The organism is Streptosporangium carneum (assembly GCF_027922005.1).
Classification (GTDB): domain Bacteria; phylum Actinomycetota; class Actinomycetes; order Streptosporangiales; family Streptosporangiaceae; genus Streptosporangium; species Streptosporangium carneum.
Window position 1 is genome coordinate 190,347 of the sequence record NZ_BSEV01000006.1, and the last position, 15,910, is coordinate 206,256.

The window sequence follows — 15,910 nt, forward strand, 5'->3', positions numbered from 1 at the left end:
ACTTCGCCTTCAGGCCTCGATGCTACGCGCCCTCGCGCCACCGGCAGACGTCCCGAGGCCAACCTCGGGCCCAAACTGTCGTCACCGTGACCTACAGTGCGGACATGTCACTGACCGAGCCCACGATCATCGGAGCGCTGTCGCCGTCCCGCGCCGGTGACTTCATGACGTGCCCGCTGCTCTACCGCTTCCGGGTGATCGACCGGCTGCCGGAGCCGCCGTCGCCGGCCGCGGTGCGCGGCACGATGGTCCACTCGGTGCTGGAGCGTCTCTACGACCTGCCCGCCGGGGAGCGCACGGTGGGCGCGGCGCTCGGGCTGCTCGAACCGCAGTGGCACAGGCTGCTGGCCGAGGAGCCCTCCTACGGCGACATGTTCGCCGACGAGGCGGAGCGGACGGAGTGGCTCTCCCAGGCCCGCGCCATGCTGGAGCGCTACTTCACGCTGGAGGACCCCACCTGTCTGGAGCCCGCGGAGCGGGAGCTCTACGTGCAGGCGGTGCTGGACAACGGCCTCATGCTGCGCGGCTACATCGACCGCCTCGACGTCGCGCCGACCGGCGAGGTGCGCGTGGTCGACTACAAGACGGGCAGCGCGCCCGGCCCCGCCTTCGAGGCCAAGGCGCTGTTCCAGATGAAGTTCTACGCGCTGACGCTGTGGCGGCTGCACGGGGCCGTGCCCCGCCTGCTGCAGCTGATGTACCTCGGCGGCGGAGGCGAGGTCCTGCGCTACGCCCCGGACGAGGCGGACCTGCTCGCCACCGAGCGCAAGGTGCGGGCCCTGTGGACGGCCATCGAACGGGCGATGGAGACCGGCGAGTGGCCCCCGAGGCCGAGCCGCCTGTGCGACTGGTGTCATTACAAGGACCTGTGCCCGCAGTACGGCGGCACTCCCCCGCCGCTGCCCGAACGGCAGCCCGGCGACACCGTGCGCAGCACCAGGCGCGCCCCCAGGGCCGCGACCGACGAACTCTGAGCGGCCGGGCCCGGCCCGCCGGGTCATCCGCGGGTATGAGGGCGATATCCACCCGCAGCAGGGTGGTCGCGGGGGTGGGACGCCTACATTGATTGTGTGCGCAACACCCCAGGCGGCCCGCGGGCCTGGCTCCGCGACCACCCGTTGGTCCCCGACGCGGCTTTGGCGGTGGTGTTGGCGGCGTCCGCGGCGCTCTACGCCTCCCCCCTCCCTCCCGCCGCCCAGGGGCGCCCAGGAGAGCCCGGCGGCCTGGGGCTGGGCCTGGCCGTGGCGGGCTGCCTGTCCCTGACCCTGCGCCGCCGCAGGCCGTTCCCCATGCTGCTCCTGGTCGGCCTGGCGAGTGTCGCCACGGCGTCGCTGGGCCTGGGCGCCCTTCCGCTCTGGCCCGCCGCGCTGGTGCTGGTCTACACCGTCGCCGCCCACCGCGGCCTGGCGCTCAGCCTGGGCGCGCTGGCGTGGAGCCTCGCCTGTCACGTCGCCTCCACGGCGGCCGACGGCGGGCTCGGCGACTGGACGGTCCACCTGCTGGCGGCCGTCCTCACCGTCACGGTATGGATCACCGGACGGAGCGCCAGGCTCCGCAGGGCCTACATGGCGGAGCTGCGCGACCGGGCCGAGCGCACGGAACGGGCCAGGGAGGCCGACACCCGGGCGGCCAGGGTCGAGGAGCGCTCCCGCATCGCCAGGGAACTGCACGACGTGGTCGCCCACCACGTGAGCGTGATGACCGTCCAGGCCTCGGCCGCGCGCCGGGTGCTGGCGACCAACCCCGACGGGGCCCTGGAGGCGCTGTCGGCGATCGAGGAGATGGGCCGGACCGCGATGGCGGAGATGCGCAACATCGTGGGCGTGCTCAGGACCGACGCCGCGCCCGCCGAGCGGAACCCTCAACCGGGGGTGGGCGAGATCCCCACGCTGGTCGAGCAGATGCGCGAGGCCGGCCTGCGGACGCAGCTGTGGATCGAGGGCGAGCGGGGAGCGTTGCCCCCCGGCGTCGACCTGGCCGCCTACAGGCTGGTCCAGGAGGCTCTGACCAACAGCCTGCGGCACGCGGGCCCCCTCGCCCGAGCCTGGGTCACGGTACGGCACGAGCACGGCCAGCTGGCCGTACGGGTCGAGGACGACGGTCAGGGGGCCGGCGGCGCGCGCCCCGGTGAGCAGACCGGCGAGCGGACCGGTCACGGGTTGGTCGGCATCCGCGAGCGCGTGGCCCTCTATGGTGGAGTCCTGAGGATCGGCCCGCGTCCAGAGGGTGGATTCGAGGTCAATGCCCGGTTTCCCCTCAAGGACGTGTGATGACGATCAGAGTGCTGCTGGTTGACGACCAGCCACTGCTGCGCACCGGTTTCCGCCTCATCCTCGAGGCCGAGCCCGACGTCACCGTGGTCGGCGAGGCCGGGGACGGCAAGGCGGCCCAGGAGCAGTCACGGGCGCTGCTGCCCGACGTGGTGCTGATGGACATCCGGATGCCGGGCGTCGACGGCATCGAGGCGACCCGGCGGATCGTCCGCGAGGCGACGGGCGGGGCGCACGTGCCCAGGGTGCTGGTGCTGACGACCTTCGACCTCGACGAGTACATCGTCGAGGCGCTGCGCGCCGGGGCCAGCGGCTTCCTGCTCAAGGACGTCCCGCCCGACGAGCTGGTCCAGGCCATCCGGGTGGTCGCGGCCGGGGAGGCCATCGTCGCGCCGAGCGTCACCCGCAGGCTGCTGGACAAGTTCGGGGCCCGCCTGCCCTCGGCCTACCAGCAGTCCACCCCCGCCCGCCTCGACCGGCTCACCGAACGCGAGCTCGAGGTGCTGCGGCTGATCGCCAGGGGCATGTCGAACGCGGAGATCGCCGCCACGCTGGTGGTGAGCGAGACGACGGTCAAGACCCACGTCGGCAACGTGCTGACCAAACTCGGCCTGCGCGACCGCGTCCAGGCCGTGGTCCTCGCCTACGAGACGGGCCTGATCACCCCGGGCGCCATCCCCTGAGGCGCTCCTTGGACCGGGCCGCCGCCGAAACCGACGGCCGCCGCACCGGAGGGGACGTTCGCGCCCGGCGCCGGGCCGTACGGGACCGAAGACGCGCAGGCGACGGAAACGACCTGCCACGGAGCCGGGGACCGGCCTATCGGGGAACCAGCGCGCGCAGTTCCTTCCGCGCGTAGAAGACCGACCCCGCCAGCAGCACCAGCCCCGACAGCACCCCACTCACGAACGGCACCCACTCCACGGCCTGCGTCCACACCATGACGAGTCCCGCGAGGCCGAGTGCCACGAGCCCGATCCCGGGGATCAGGATGCTGACCTCCCGCCATACCGGCCAGAGCGCGACGAAGTGCACGCCGACGACCAGCGCGGTCCAGGCCACCCCCGCCTGCGGCGCCCATCCCAGGAGGCGCAGCACCTGGATGCCGCCGAACAGGGCCACCGCCTCAAGCACGACGATCACGACATATCTGCGATTGAACATGCCGCCGCGGCTGTCGCCCCCGGCCTCTCCCGTCGCGGTCGCACCCCTGGTCCGCCGCCCCGCGAGGAACCACATGACGATCACGCTCACGAGCCCGAGGCCCGCACCCCAGCGAAGGACGGTTCCAACGACGGGCACAAGAGGATCATGCGCATTGATGGCTACAAATACCATCCCAAAGACGGCACCAATCAACACTCCACTCAAACGTTGCATGACTGGCGATCTTAGCGTCAATGTCCCCATCGGCCCGAAATCCTGTACGGCAGGCTTCGGATCAGAGGACGTCACCGCCGTCCAGAGCCTCCAGGGCACGGGCCAGCACAGGACGGGTGTCGCGCCGCCAGGCGACGGCGGTGGTGCACGTGAGGCCGCCTGACAGCAGCACGAAGACCACTCCGGCGCGAGCGTAGTGCTCGTCGGTCCCCTCGGAGAGCAGCGCGACGCCCCGGCCCGCCGCGACCAGTTCCAGGGTTTCCTCGATCGGGTCCGGGCTGCGCGGCACCACCCAGACTCTGCCGTCCAGGTCGGCGGCCGGCCACGGCGAGCCCGGCGAGCGGGTCGCCGACCGGCACGGCGACGGCGCGTCTGTCCTCGGCGAGGAGCCGCGTCTCCAGGCTGTCTCCCGTGATCAGCGGCGGCCACACCACGGCCACACCACGGCCAGGTCGCTGGCCCCCGTCAGCAGCCCGCAGGACGGGTCGTCGAAGTCGAAGCGGCGCAGCCGTATCTCCCTGCCGGAGGCGCGCCGTGCCCCGTCGAGCAGGCGGGAGGTGAGCGTGCCCGCGGCCTCGCCCATGAAGCCCACGGTCAGCCCGGAGGCCTCCCCCGCCAGAAGGGCCTCGAACTCGTCGACGACGGTCGTCACGACCACCGCGTGGGCGAGCAGCAGGCCGCCCAGCTCGGTCGGGCGCACGCCGTCGCGGTCGCGGACCAGGAGCCGCCGCCCCGGGAAAGCGGCCTGTCCCGTACGGCCGGGCCGTACGGGACAGACATGCGGCGGGTCAGGCGGAGACGGTCACCGCGGGCGTGGTCTCGCCCACGTCCGGAGCGTTCTCCGGGAAGTGGCAGGCCACCTGGTGCCGGGGGGCCAACTCGAGCAGCGGCGGCTCGACCGTCTTGCAGATCTCCTGCGCCTTCCAGCAGCGGGTGTGGAAGCGGCAGGCGGACGGCGGGTTGAGCGGGCTCGGCACGTCGCCCTGGAGCCGGATGCGCTCGCGGTCCTTGCGGCGGGCCGGGTCGGGCACCGGCACCGCCGACATCAGGGCGTTGGTGTAGGGGTGCATGGGCGAGTCGTACAGGGACTTGCGGTCCGCCAGCTCGACGATCTTGCCGAGGTACATGACCGCCACCCGGTCGCTGATGTGCCGGATGACCGACAGGTCGTGCGCGACGATGACGTAGGTCAGGTCGAGCTCGTTCTGCAGGTCCTCCAGGAGGTTGACCACCTGGGCCTGGATCGACACGTCCAGCGCGGAGACCGGCTCGTCGGCGATGATGAGCTTGGGCTTGAGCGCGAGCGTGCGGGCGATGCCGATGCGCTGACGCTGGCCGCCGGAGAACTCGTGCGGGTAGCGGTTGTAGTGCTCGGGGTTGAGGCCGACCAGCTCCAGGATGTCCTGGACCGCCTTCTTCGTGCCCTGCTCGGACTTGATCCCCTGGATGCGGAAGGGCGCGCCGACGATGGCGCCGACCGTGTGGCGGGGGTTGAGCGAGGAGTAGGGGTCCTGGAAGATCATTTGCACGTCGCGGCGGAGCGGGCGGATCTTCGACTGCGACATGTGGGTGAGGTCGTGCCCCTCGAAGAGGATCTTTCCGCCCGTCGGCTCGAGCAGGCGGGTGATCAGCCTGCCGGTGGTGCTCTTGCCGCAGCCGGACTCGCCGACCAGGCCGAGCGTCTCACCCTTGCGGACGTCGAAGCTGACCCCGTCGACGGCCTTGACCGCGCCGACCTGGCGGCGGAGCAGGCCCTTGGTCACCGGGAAGTGTTTCTGGAGCCCCTGGACGGACAGCAGGACCTCGGGACCGGCCGCGCCCTTCTCGTCTGCGGAGGTCACGCGCCCTCTCCCGTCACTCGCGGGCATCCCGTGCGCCCACCTGCTCGCTGGCTACGCTCGCTCACGTGCTCTCCATCATCGGCTTGATCTCGTTGTCCCAGATGGACCGCCGCTCCGTGCGGGGCAGGTGGCAGCGGACCAGGTGACCGCCCTCGGTCTCCAGCAGCTCGGGCACCTGCGAGGTGGACTTCCCCTCGGTACGGTCCGCGTAGACGCACCTGGGGTTGAAGGCGCAGCCGGACGGCACGTTGATCAGTGAGGGCGGGGTGCCCTTGATCGGGAGCAGGCGCTCGGTCGGCTCGCGGTCGAGGCGGGGCATCGATCCCAGCAGACCCCACGTGTAGGGGTGCTCGGGGCGGTAGAAGATGTCCTCGGCCGAGCCGTACTCGACGCACTTGCCGCCGTACATCACCAGGATGTCGTCGGACAGCTCGGCCACCACGCCGAGGTCGTGGGTGATGATGATCAACGCGGAGTTGAACTCGCGCTGGAGGTCGGTCATGAGGTCCAGGATCTGCGCCTGGACGGTCACGTCGAGGGCCGTGGTCGGCTCGTCGGCGATCAGCAGCTCGGGGTCGCAGGAGAGCGCCATGGCGATCATCGCGCGCTGGCGCATGCCGCCGGAGAACTGGTGGGGGAAGTCGTCGACCCGCCTGTCCGGCTGCGGGATGCCGACCCGGCCGAGCATGTCGATCGCGTGCTTGCGGGCGACCGCCTTGCTGACCTTGTGGTGGATCCGGTAGGCCTCGACGATCTGCGCCCCCACGGAGTAGTAGGGGTGCATCGCGGACAGCGGATCCTGGAAGATCATCGCCATCTTCTTGCCGCGCAGCGTCCGCACGTGGTCGGCGCTCGCGCCGACCAGCTCCTCGCCGTCCAGCCAGATCTCACCGGAGATCTTCGCCCTGCCCCCCTTGTGCAGGCCCAGGATGCCCAGGCTGGTCACGCTCTTGCCGGAGCCCGACTCGCCCACGATGCCGAGGGTCTTGCCCCGCTCCAGCTTGTACGACAGGCCGTCGACGGACTTGACCAGGCCGTCCTCGGTCGGGAAGTGGATGCGCAGGTCGCGCAGTTCGAGGAAGGCCTCGGGTGCCGGAGACGTCATGAGAGCCTCACCCTCGGGTCGACCACCGCGTACAGGATGTCCACGATGAGGTTGGCCAGGACGATGAAGAAGGCCGCGAACAGGGTCACGCCCAGCACCACGGGCAGGTCGTTGCCGCGGATCGCGTCGATGACCAGCTTGCCGACGCCCTGGATGGAGAAGGTGCTCTCGGTGAGCACCGCGCCGCCCAGCAGCAGGCCCAGATCGAGGCCGAAGATGGTGAGGATCGGGGTCAGCGTGGCGCGCAGGGCGTGCTTGGTGACGACCGTGCTCTCCTTGAGGCCCTTGGCGCGGGCCGTGCGGATGTAGTCCTCGCCCATCGTCTCCAGCATGCCGGCCCTGGTGAGCCGGGCGTAGAGGGCGGCGTAGAGGAAGGCCAGGGTGATCCAGGGCAGCACGAGCGCCTGGAACCACATGACGGGGTTCTCCGTGATCGGGGTGTAACTGCCGCCGCCGGGGAAGATGCCCAGCGTGTAGGCGAACACCGACAGGGAGACCAGGCCGGTGAAGTAGATCGGCAGCGACACGCCCGCCAGCGCCACCGTCATGGCCGCCCTGTCGAGGACGCTGCCGCGTTTCAGCGCGGAGACGACGCCGATGCTGACGCCGGTGACGAGCCACAGGACCGCCGCGCCCAGGGCGAGCGAGAGCGTCGCGGGAAGGCGGTCGACAAGCGTCGGCCAGACCGGCTGGTTGTTGTTGAAGGAGAAGCCGAAGCAGGGCGCGGGGCACTCGGCCTTCTTCGGGCCGAGGGAGTAATCCTCACCGGCGACGATGCCCTTGGCGAACCGTCCGTACTGGACGATGAGCGGATCATCCAGATGCAGCCGCTTGACTGCTCCCTGAATCGCCTCAGGTGTGGCGTCCCGCCCGACGTAACGCGACGCCATGCCCTCGGGGGTCTGCCCCAGGGCGCGCGGGATGAGGAAGAAGATCGCGAAGGTGGCCATGCTGACGACGGCGAGCATCAGCACGGCGGCGATCACGCGGCGGACGATGAAAGCGACCACGATCGTTCGGCCGGGGTGCCCGGGAGGATCGCTCCCGGGCACCGTCAGGCCTTCACCTGCCTTTGGCTTAGAGAAGGACTACTGCTTGACGCCGAGCCACGTGTAGTCGTACATCCCCCAGGCGGGGTGCACGTACACGTTGGTCAGGTTGGACGGACGGAAGATCAGCGTCTTCTCGTAGACGAACGGCATGAAGGCCGCCGACTCCATGACCTTCTGGTCGACCTGCGCCCAGATCTCGTTGCGAGCCGTGGCGTCGGTGGTCTGGATGCCCTTGTCGAGCAGCTCGTTCACCGACGGGTCGTTGAGCTCCATCATGTTGTAGTTGCCGGAGGCCTTGATGAAGCGGCCGTCGACGATCTGCGACAGGAAGCCGAAGCCGGACGGCCAGTCGGCGCCCCAGCCTGCGATCATGATGCCCAGGTTGTTCTTGTGCACGAAGTCCGGCTTGCCGGCGTACTGCGCGCTCCAGTCACCCGAGGGGTACTTCTTGATGGTCAGCTTGATGCCGACCCGGTCGAGCGAGGCCTGCAGGGCCTCGGCGACCTGGACCTCCTTGGTGCGGTCACCGCGGACCGCGACGTTGGCCTCGAAGCCGTTCGGCTGACCGCAGGCCGCCAGGGCCTCCTTGGCCTTGGCCAGGTCACCCTTGTGGTCGGCGCCGTTGGGGTACAGGTCGAACGCCTTGTAGCCGACCGTGGTCGGGGTCATCGCGGTGGTGCCGATCTCACCGCCGAGCGGGCCGCCCCACGGCGCCTGGGTGGCGACCTTGTCGGTGGCGTACTGCACGGCCTTGCGGCAGTCGATGTTGTCGAACGGCTTGACCTTCGTCGAGATCATCGCGTACCGGTTGAACGGCGTGAAGGGGTTGTCCGTGGAGTCCTTCAGCTTGGCGTCGTTGACGATCTTGGCGCGGCCCGCGGACTGCAGACCCGTGCCCGCCAGGTCGACCTGGATCTGCCCGGCGATCAGGCGGTTGTCGATGTCCTCGGCGTTCTGCTTGAACTGGACCTCGATGCGGTCGGGCAGCTGCTTGCGGACGCTGTCGGTCGCCGGGTCCCAGTTCGTGTTCCTGACGAGGTTGAGCTGCTTGCCGACCTCGTGGCTCTCGAACTTGTAGGGACCGGTCGAGACGACGGCCTTCTCGTAGTCGACGCCGGTGTCCTTGGCCTGCGGCACCGGAGCGGACTGCGGGTTGGCGGCCAGGAAGTCGAACTCGGAGAACGGCGCCTTCAGCTTGAAGACGACGGTGTAGTCGTCGGGGGTCTCGACGCCCTTGAAGTTGTTGAGGTCCTTGTCCTTGTAGGGACCCTTGTAGTCACCCGAGTCGAGGTACTGCGCGAAGTACTTCGGACCGTCGGTGAGCTCGTCGGTGAAGTTGCTGCGGGCGATGGCGTACTTGACGTCGGCGGCCTTGACCTCGGTGCCGTCGTCGTACTTGATGCCCTTCTTGAGCTTGTAGGTCCAGGTCTTGCCGTCGGCGCTGACCTCGCCGGGGGCCTCCGCCAGGTCGGGGACCAGCTTCAGGCCCGCCTCGCCGGGCTGGGCGGTGTAGGTCATCAGGGGACGGGAGTACAGACGCGAGAAGTTCCAGTTCCAGGCGTAGTAGGTGTTGCCCGGGTCCATCGAGTCCGGCTCGTCGGACAGCGCGTACTTGAGCGTGCCGCCCTTGGCGTCCGAGGGGTTGACGACCTTGGTGTAGGCGTCGTTGTGCTTGGCGGCCGAGGCCGCGTCACCAGTGGCGTTGTTCCCGGAGGACGTGTTGCCACCGCCACCGGCCGTGCCGCCGCAGGCGGCAAGCCCCATGGTCAGCACGGTACCCAGCGCGGCGAGCGCCAGGGCGTTGGTTTTCCTCATCGTGGTGGTACACCCCTTGTCATGAGTGGCGGTGATTTAGGGAGATGAGATGCGCGACGGTCGCGTTTCGACTACCGGGCGCGCGGGTCGAGGGCGTCCCGAAGCCCGTCGCCCAGCAGGTTGAAGGCCATCACGGTAATGAAGATCGCGAGACCCGGGACGATCATGAAGTGGGGAGCGATCTGGTAGTAGTCGACCGCCCGGGTGAGCATGCCTCCCCATGAGGCCTGGGGCTCGTTGACCCCGACGCCGAGGAACGACAGCGCGGCCTCGAAGAGGATGTTCGTAGGGATGAGCAGCGTCGCGTAGACGAGGATCGGAGCCACGAGGTTCGGCAGCATCTCACGGAAGATGATGTAGCCGTTGCCGGCCCCCAGCGACCGCGCGGCGTCCACGAACTCACGCTCGCGCAGCGACAGCGTCTGGCCTCGCACGATGCGCGCGATGTAGGGCCAGCTGAAGAAGCCGATGATGAACACGATGACCGCGATCCGCAGACCGTTGCCCGAGAGGCCGAGAGCCCGGTCGGGCAGCGCGCCCACGATGGCGATGGCGAACAGCAGCAGCGGGAAGGCCAGGAAGACGTCCATCAGCCTGCTGATGACCGTGTCGACCCAGCCGCCGAAGAACCCGGCGAGCACGCCCATCAGCGAGCCGACCACCACCGACAACAGCGTCGCCAGGAAGGCCACCAGCAGCGAGATCTGGGCGCCGGACAGGATCCTGGCGAAGAGGTCCCGCCCGTTGACCGGCTCGAGGCCGAACGGGTGCTCCAGGCTTATCCCGCCCCACGCTCCGATGGGGGCGCTGGTGAGCGGGTCGATGAGGTCGTTGTTCGGGATGTTCGGCGAGTCGCCGAACAGCGCGATCAGCCCGCCGAAGGGTCGCTCGGCGAAGATGGCGACCAGGGTCAGGAAGAGCACGACGAAGGCGCCGATGATCGCCGCCTTGTCGCGCTTGAGACGCATCCACGCGATGCGGCCGAGCGAACGGCCTTCGATGGCCTTTCCGCCCGCCCCTTCAAGAACGGCCTCGGGCTTGGCCTCCATGGCCTGCCCTGAGACATCGAGCGGTGCGGTCATACCAGTGGCCCCCTGGATCCCAGACGACATTGTCCGATAACGCGTCCCCGGGTCGGGTAGCGCGCCTGAAGTCTATGGGCCGTTTGACGGTCCCGTGACGCAGAATCTATGGGCTGATCTGCGCTGACTAGTCCCCTGGCACGCTATGTGGCTCAACTGTGATTCATGCGAAATTCATTTGTTTTGATCTTGAAGGGAATGTCTGGGAGCCGTTCTGCTTGTGTCTCGGATTCGTGACACTGCACCGGAAGGTGACGCTGAGTCATCCGATCCCGCGGCGCTTGAGAATGGCTTCGATATCGGAGAAATCGTCATCGGCGGCAGGCTTCGCCGCGGGCGCGGCCTTGCCCGCCCGGGGCTGGGGCTGGGGCTGGGGCTGCGAGCGTGATCCGGGCAGTGCCCCCGCGGCCCCCGCGGCCCCCGCGGACGCGGCGGCCCCCGGCTTGGCGGTCACGGAGGGCCCGGCGGCCGCGGGAGCGGGCGAACCGCGGCGGCGCAACACACCGGACACCAGGAAGAGCACCGCGGACAGCGCGGTCACGGCGACCCCCGCCCACACCAGCGGGCTGAGGACGAGACCGGCGAAGAACCCGACAACCGCGGTGCCGACCTGCCAGAGGGCGGGCAACGCGCCGGTCAGATAGGCCGCGAGGGGCAACAGCGACCAGGCCGCGCCACGCAACCCCGCCGCCGCCCCCCGGCGACGCAACAGCAGGAAACTCAGCACCAGCCCCACACCGGTCACCCCGGCGCAGAGCGGCAACCACGCGATCTGGTCGAACGACATAGCGGACCGCCCCTCGTATCGGCTTACCAGATCCATCCTGGCACGCGGGACGGGAGCCGTTCCTCCTCCCAGGGGAGGGATCATCCCCTAAGGGTCCTCCCCCGCCCTCTCAGGGACAAGACCCCCTTCCGCTCACAGTTCGGCGGCCGACAGCCTCCGCAGCACCTCGACGTCGACCTCCCGCAGGGAGCGGACGACCAGGCGGCCAGGCGCCGCCGGGATCGGCAGCACGCTGGGCACCGCCACCACCCGACAGCCCGCGGCCGTGGCCGAGGTCACCCCGTTCGGGGAGTCCTCGAGCACGACGCAACGGGCCGCGGCCACCCCCAGCAGGCGGGCGGCCCTCTCGTAGGGCTCGGGGTCGGGCTTGGTCCTCATGACGTCGTCGCCGGTCACCACGTGGTCGAAGTTGTGCCTGCCGATGCCGTCGAGGCACGCCTCGGCGATGGGCCTGACCGAGGAGGTGACCAGCGCGGTCGGCAGACCGGCGCGCCGTACGGACGACAGCAGCTCGGCCGCGCCCGGCATCATCTCGACCCCCTCGGCGAGCCTGGCGGTCATGCCCTCCAGCATCCACGCCGCCACGTCGCCGGGGTCGGCGTCGGAGCCGGAGGCCCTCAGCATGTAGGCGACGGTCGACGGCATGGAACCGCCGACCAGTTGTTCCTGGTCGGCGGGCCCCCAGTCGCCGCCGAGCCGTTCCATCACCTCGGTCTCGACCTGGAACCAGACCTTCTCGCTGTCGACGAGAAGCCCGTCCATGTCGAAGAGAACCGCGTCCATTCCCGGAGAACCCCCTGCGATCGTCAGACGTTGAAGTAACTGGCCTCGGGATGGTGGACGATGAGCGCGGAGGTCGACTGCTCCGGGTGGAGCTGGAACTCCTCCGACAGGCTCACGCCGATCCTGCCGGGATCGATCAGCTCCATGAGCTGGACCTGGTCCTCCAGGTTGGGACAGGCGGGGTAGCCGAAGGAGTAACGGCAGCCGGTGACGTTGACCTTCAGCATGTCCTCCAGCGACTCGTCGCCGCCGATGCCCAGCTCGGAGCGGACCCGCGCGTGCCAGTACTCGGCCAGCGCCTCGGTGAGCTGCACCGACAGACCGTGCAGCTCGAGGTAGTCGCGGTAGGCGTCCTTCGCGAACAGTTCGGCGGCGGCCTCGGAGACCCGGTTGCCCATCGTGGCGACCTGGAAGGCCACCACGTCGACCTCGCCCGAGTCCTTCGACCGGAAGAAGTCGGACAGGCACAGGTGCCGGTCACGACGCTGGCGCGGGAAGGTGAACCTGGTGCGCTCGTTGCCCGCCTCGTCCAGGATGATCAGCGAGTCGCCGTCGCTGACGCACGGGAAGTAGCCGTAGACGACGGCCGCCTCCAGCAGGCCCTCGGTCTGCATCCGCTCCAGCCACATCCGCAGGCGCGGCCTGCCCTCGGTCTCGACCAGCTCCTCGTAGGAGGGGCCGCTGCCGCCCCGGGCCGCCTTGAGGCCCCACTGGCCCATGAACGTCGCCCGTTCGTCCAGGAAGGCGGAGTAGTCGGCCAGGGAGACGCCCTTGACGACGCGGTCGCCGTAGAAGGGCGCCTTCGGCACCGGGTTGTCCGCGGCCACGTCCGAGCGGGCGGGCAGGTCCTCGACCGGGGTCCTGACCAGCTTCGCGCCGCTCTTGACGCGCCGCTCGCGCAGCACGGGCAGCGCCGCGCCCTCCTCGCCGCGTTTGACCGCCATGAAGGCGTCCATCAGGCGCAGGCCCTCGAAGGCGTCGCGGGCGTAGCGGACCTCGCCCTGGAAGAGCTCGGCGAGGTCCTGCTCGACGTAGGCGCGGGTCAGCGCGGCGCCGCCGAGCAGCACGGGGTACTTCTCCGAGATGCCCCTGGAGTTCATCTCCTCCAGGTTCTCCTTCATGATGACCGTGGACTTGACCAGCAGCCCCGACATGCCGATGACGTCGGCCCTGTTGTCCTCGGCCGCCTCGAGGATCGCCGAGACCGGCTGCTTGATGCCGAGGTTGACGACCTCATAGCCGTTGTTGGACAGGATGATGTCGACGAGGTTCTTGCCGATGTCGTGCACGTCGCCCTTGACGGTGGCCAGCACGATGCGGCCCTTGGTCTCGCCCTCGACCCGCTCCATGTGGGGCTCGAGGTAGGCGACGGAGGTCTTCATCACCTCCGCCGACTGGAGCACGAACGGCAGCTGCATCTGGCCTGAGCCGAACAGCTCGCCGACGGTCTTCATGCCGTCCAGCAGCACGTCGTTGACGATCTCCAGGGCGGGGCGCTGGGCGAGGGCCTCGTCGAGGTCGCCCTCGAGGCCCTTGCGCTCGCCGTCGACGATGCGGCGCTTGAGCCGCTCCCACAGCGGCAGGCCGAGCAGCTCGGCGGCCCTGTCGGCCTTGACGGAGGCTGCGTCGACGCCCTCGAACAGCTCCATGAACCGCTGCAGCGGGTCGTAGCCCTCGCGGCGACGGTCGTAGACCATGTCCAGGGCGACCTGGCGCTGCTCGTCCGGGATGCGTGACATCGGCAGGATCTTGGAGGCGTGCGCGATGGCCGAGTCGAGGCCCGCGTTGACGCACTCGTTGAGGAAGACGCTGTTGAGCACGATGCGCGCGGCCGGGTTGAGGCCGAAGGAGATGTTGGACAGGCCCAGGACGGTCTGGACGGCCGGGTAGCGCCGCTTGAGCTCCCTGATCGCCTCGATGGTCTCGACGCCGTCGCGCCGGGTCTCCTCCTGCCCGGTGGCGATGGGGAAGGTGAGGGTGTCGACGATGATGTCCTCGACCCTCATCCCCCACTCGTTGCGCAGGTCCTCGATGGTCCGGACGGCGATCCTGACCTTGTCCTCGGCTGTGCGGGCCTGGCCCTGCTCGTCGATGGCCATGACGGTCACCGCGGCGCCGTGCTCGCGGACCAGCTTCATGATCTTGTGGAAGCGGGAGTCGGGGCCGTCGCCGTCCTCGTAGTTGACCGAGTTGACGATCGCGCGACCGCCGAGCATCTCCAGACCGGCCTCGAGCACGGCGGGCTCGGTCGAGTCGAGCACGATCGGCAGGGTCGAGGCGGTGGCGAAGCGGAACGCCAGCTCCCGCATGTCGTCGGCGCCGTCGCGGCCGACGTAGTCGACGCACAGGTCCAGCATGTGGGCGCCGTCGCGGGCCTGCGCCCTGGCGATCTCGACGCACTCCTCCCAGTTGCCCGCCAGCATCGCCTCGCGGAAGGCCTTGGAGCCGTTGGCGTTGGTGCGCTCGCCGATGGCCAGGTAGGAGGTGTCCTGGCGGAAGGGGACGCTCTGGTAGAGCGAGGAGGCCCCCGCCTCGGGGCGGGGGCGGCGCGCGGCCACCTCGTGGCCGCGCACCCGCTCGACCACCTGGCGCAGGTGCTCGGGCGTGGTGCCGCAGCAGCCGCCGACGAGCGACAGGCCGTAGTCACGGGCGAAGGTCTCGTGGGCGGAGGCGAGCTCCTCCGGGGAGAGCGGGTAGTAGGCGCCGTCCGAGGTCAGCACGGGCAGGCCCGCGTTCGGCATGCAGGACAGACGCACGCGCGCGTGGTTGGCCAGGTAGCGCAGGTGCTCGCTCATCTCGGCGGGACCCGTGGCGCAGTTGAGCCCGATGACGTCGACGCCGAGGGGCTCGATCGCGGTGAGCGCCGCGCCGATCTCCGAGCCGAGCAGCATCGCGCCGTTGGTCTCGATGGTCACCTGGGCGATGATCGGCACGTCCCTGCCCGCGTCGGCGATGGCCCTCTTGGCCCCGACGACGGCGGCCTTGACCTGGAGCAGGTCCTGGGAGGTCTCGATGATCAGGGCGTCCGCCCCGCCGGAGATCAGCCCCGCCGCGTTGTCGTAGTAGGCGTCGCGCAGTTCGCGGTACGGCTTGTGCCCGAGCGTGGGCAGCTTGGTGCCGGGGCCGATGGAGCCGAGCACGTAGCGGGGCCGGTCCGGGGTGGCCCAGTGGTCGGCCGCCTGCCTCGCGACGCGGGCCCCCGCCTCGGAGTACTGGAAGACGCGTTCCGGGATGTCGTATTCGCCGAGGGCGGCAAGGTTGGCGCCGAAGGTGTTGGTCTCGACGCAGTCGACGCCGACCTCGAAGTAGGCGTCGTGCACGGCGCGGACGATGTCTGGACGGGTGACATTGAGAACCTCGTTGCAGCCCTCATGGCCCTCGAAGTCGTCGAGGGTGACGTCGTGGGCCTGAAGCATCGTCCCCATGGCCCCGTCGGCGACCATCACGCGCTCGGTCAGGACTTCACGGAAAGACGGAGTGCTTGTCATGGAGACAAGGGTACTGGGAACCGTTCAGCCGACACTGTTCATGATGACATTTGAGCATTTAGCACGATCAATCCCCTATGGGAGCCGCGACAACCCGTCGTGCCGTCGCCGCGGGGGGTCGGAACGCCTCGCCCCGGGCCCCGTCCGCCCTCTCAGTGCCCTCTCAGGGCCCCTGCCGGGCCCGCGCGACGGGCACGCCGCCCCCCTGGGACGGCCCGTGACGTCCTGATCGCGCGCACCGCTCCGGGAAGGTGACGTAAAGCCCCCCTCACCGCATAGGCTTAGCGGGATAGTACGGCGAGGAGAA

The 15,910-nt window shown here is 69.6% G+C and carries 14 protein-coding genes; 3 read left to right on the top strand and 11 right to left on the bottom strand.

Annotation, left to right across the window (positions count from 1 at the left end):
* The first annotated feature begins 104 nt into the window (after nt 1-104).
* The 3 genes from PKF00_RS16075 (at nt 105) to PKF00_RS16085 (ending at nt 2,953) form a co-directional block, all read left to right on the top strand.
* The gene (locus tag PKF00_RS16075) at nt 105-974 is read left to right on the top strand and encodes a RecB family exonuclease (protein ID WP_271218323.1); all 870 of its coding nucleotides are present in this window, start codon (nt 105-107) and stop codon (nt 972-974) included.
* Between the two features lie 96 nt (nt 975-1,070).
* Complete coding sequence (locus tag PKF00_RS16080) at nt 1,071-2,270, top strand: sensor histidine kinase (protein ID WP_271218324.1); 1,200 nt, start codon at nt 1,071-1,073, stop codon at nt 2,268-2,270.
* Entirely contained in the window at nt 2,270-2,953 is a 684-nt protein-coding gene (locus tag PKF00_RS16085; RefSeq protein WP_271218325.1) for a response regulator, read from the top strand. Before PKF00_RS16080 ends, PKF00_RS16085 begins: the two co-directional genes overlap by 1 nt.
* A gap of 136 nt (nt 2,954-3,089) precedes the next feature.
* On the opposite strand, the gene PKF00_RS16090 is transcribed toward PKF00_RS16085, so the two are convergent.
* From PKF00_RS16090 to metH, 11 genes are all read right to left on the bottom strand, one after another.
* Nucleotides 3,090-3,572 carry a hypothetical protein gene (locus PKF00_RS16090; RefSeq protein WP_271218326.1) on the bottom strand — a complete coding sequence of 161 codons (483 nt, stop codon included), beginning with the start codon at nt 3,570-3,572 and terminating at the stop codon, nt 3,090-3,092.
* Between the two features lie 139 nt (nt 3,573-3,711).
* Nucleotides 3,712-3,939 (bottom strand): LysR substrate-binding domain-containing protein, encoded by a 228-nt coding sequence (locus tag PKF00_RS16095; RefSeq protein ID WP_271218327.1) that lies wholly within the window; start codon nt 3,937-3,939, stop codon nt 3,712-3,714.
* Between the two features lie 126 nt (nt 3,940-4,065).
* On the bottom strand, nt 4,066-4,350 hold the full coding sequence (locus tag PKF00_RS16100) for a hypothetical protein (protein WP_271218328.1): 285 nt from the start codon (nt 4,348-4,350) through the stop codon (nt 4,066-4,068).
* Nucleotides 4,351-4,438: 88 nt separating this feature from the next.
* Complete coding sequence (locus PKF00_RS16105; protein WP_271218329.1) at nt 4,439-5,491, bottom strand: ABC transporter ATP-binding protein; 1,053 nt, start codon at nt 5,489-5,491, stop codon at nt 4,439-4,441.
* 61 nt (nt 5,492-5,552) lie between these two features.
* Nucleotides 5,553-6,596, bottom strand: a complete 1,044-nt coding sequence (locus PKF00_RS16110; protein ID WP_271218330.1) for an ABC transporter ATP-binding protein — start codon at nt 6,594-6,596, stop codon at nt 5,553-5,555.
* The gene (locus tag PKF00_RS16115) at nt 6,593-7,606 is read right to left on the bottom strand and encodes an ABC transporter permease (RefSeq protein ID WP_271218331.1); all 1,014 of its coding nucleotides are present in this window, start codon (nt 7,604-7,606) and stop codon (nt 6,593-6,595) included. Before PKF00_RS16115 ends, PKF00_RS16110 begins: the two co-directional genes overlap by 4 nt.
* Nucleotides 7,607-7,684: 78 nt before the next feature.
* Complete coding sequence (locus PKF00_RS16120) at nt 7,685-9,463, bottom strand: ABC transporter substrate-binding protein (RefSeq protein ID WP_271218332.1); 1,779 nt, start codon at nt 9,461-9,463, stop codon at nt 7,685-7,687.
* A gap of 71 nt (nt 9,464-9,534) precedes the next feature.
* Nucleotides 9,535-10,545 (bottom strand): ABC transporter permease, encoded by a 1,011-nt coding sequence (locus PKF00_RS16125; RefSeq protein ID WP_271218333.1) that lies wholly within the window; start codon nt 10,543-10,545, stop codon nt 9,535-9,537.
* A 262-nt stretch (nt 10,546-10,807) separates the two neighbouring features.
* Nucleotides 10,808-11,332, bottom strand: coding sequence for a cellulose synthase (locus PKF00_RS16130; RefSeq protein WP_271218334.1), 525 nt, complete (start codon nt 11,330-11,332; stop codon nt 10,808-10,810).
* Nucleotides 11,333-11,464: 132 nt separating this feature from the next.
* On the bottom strand, nt 11,465-12,115 hold the full coding sequence (locus PKF00_RS16135; protein ID WP_271218335.1) for an HAD family hydrolase: 651 nt from the start codon (nt 12,113-12,115) through the stop codon (nt 11,465-11,467).
* 23 nt (nt 12,116-12,138) lie between these two features.
* Nucleotides 12,139-15,603 (bottom strand): methionine synthase, encoded by a 3,465-nt coding sequence (metH, locus tag PKF00_RS16140; RefSeq protein WP_271218336.1) that lies wholly within the window; start codon nt 15,601-15,603, stop codon nt 12,139-12,141.
* Nucleotides 15,604-15,910: the final 307 nt, after the last annotated feature.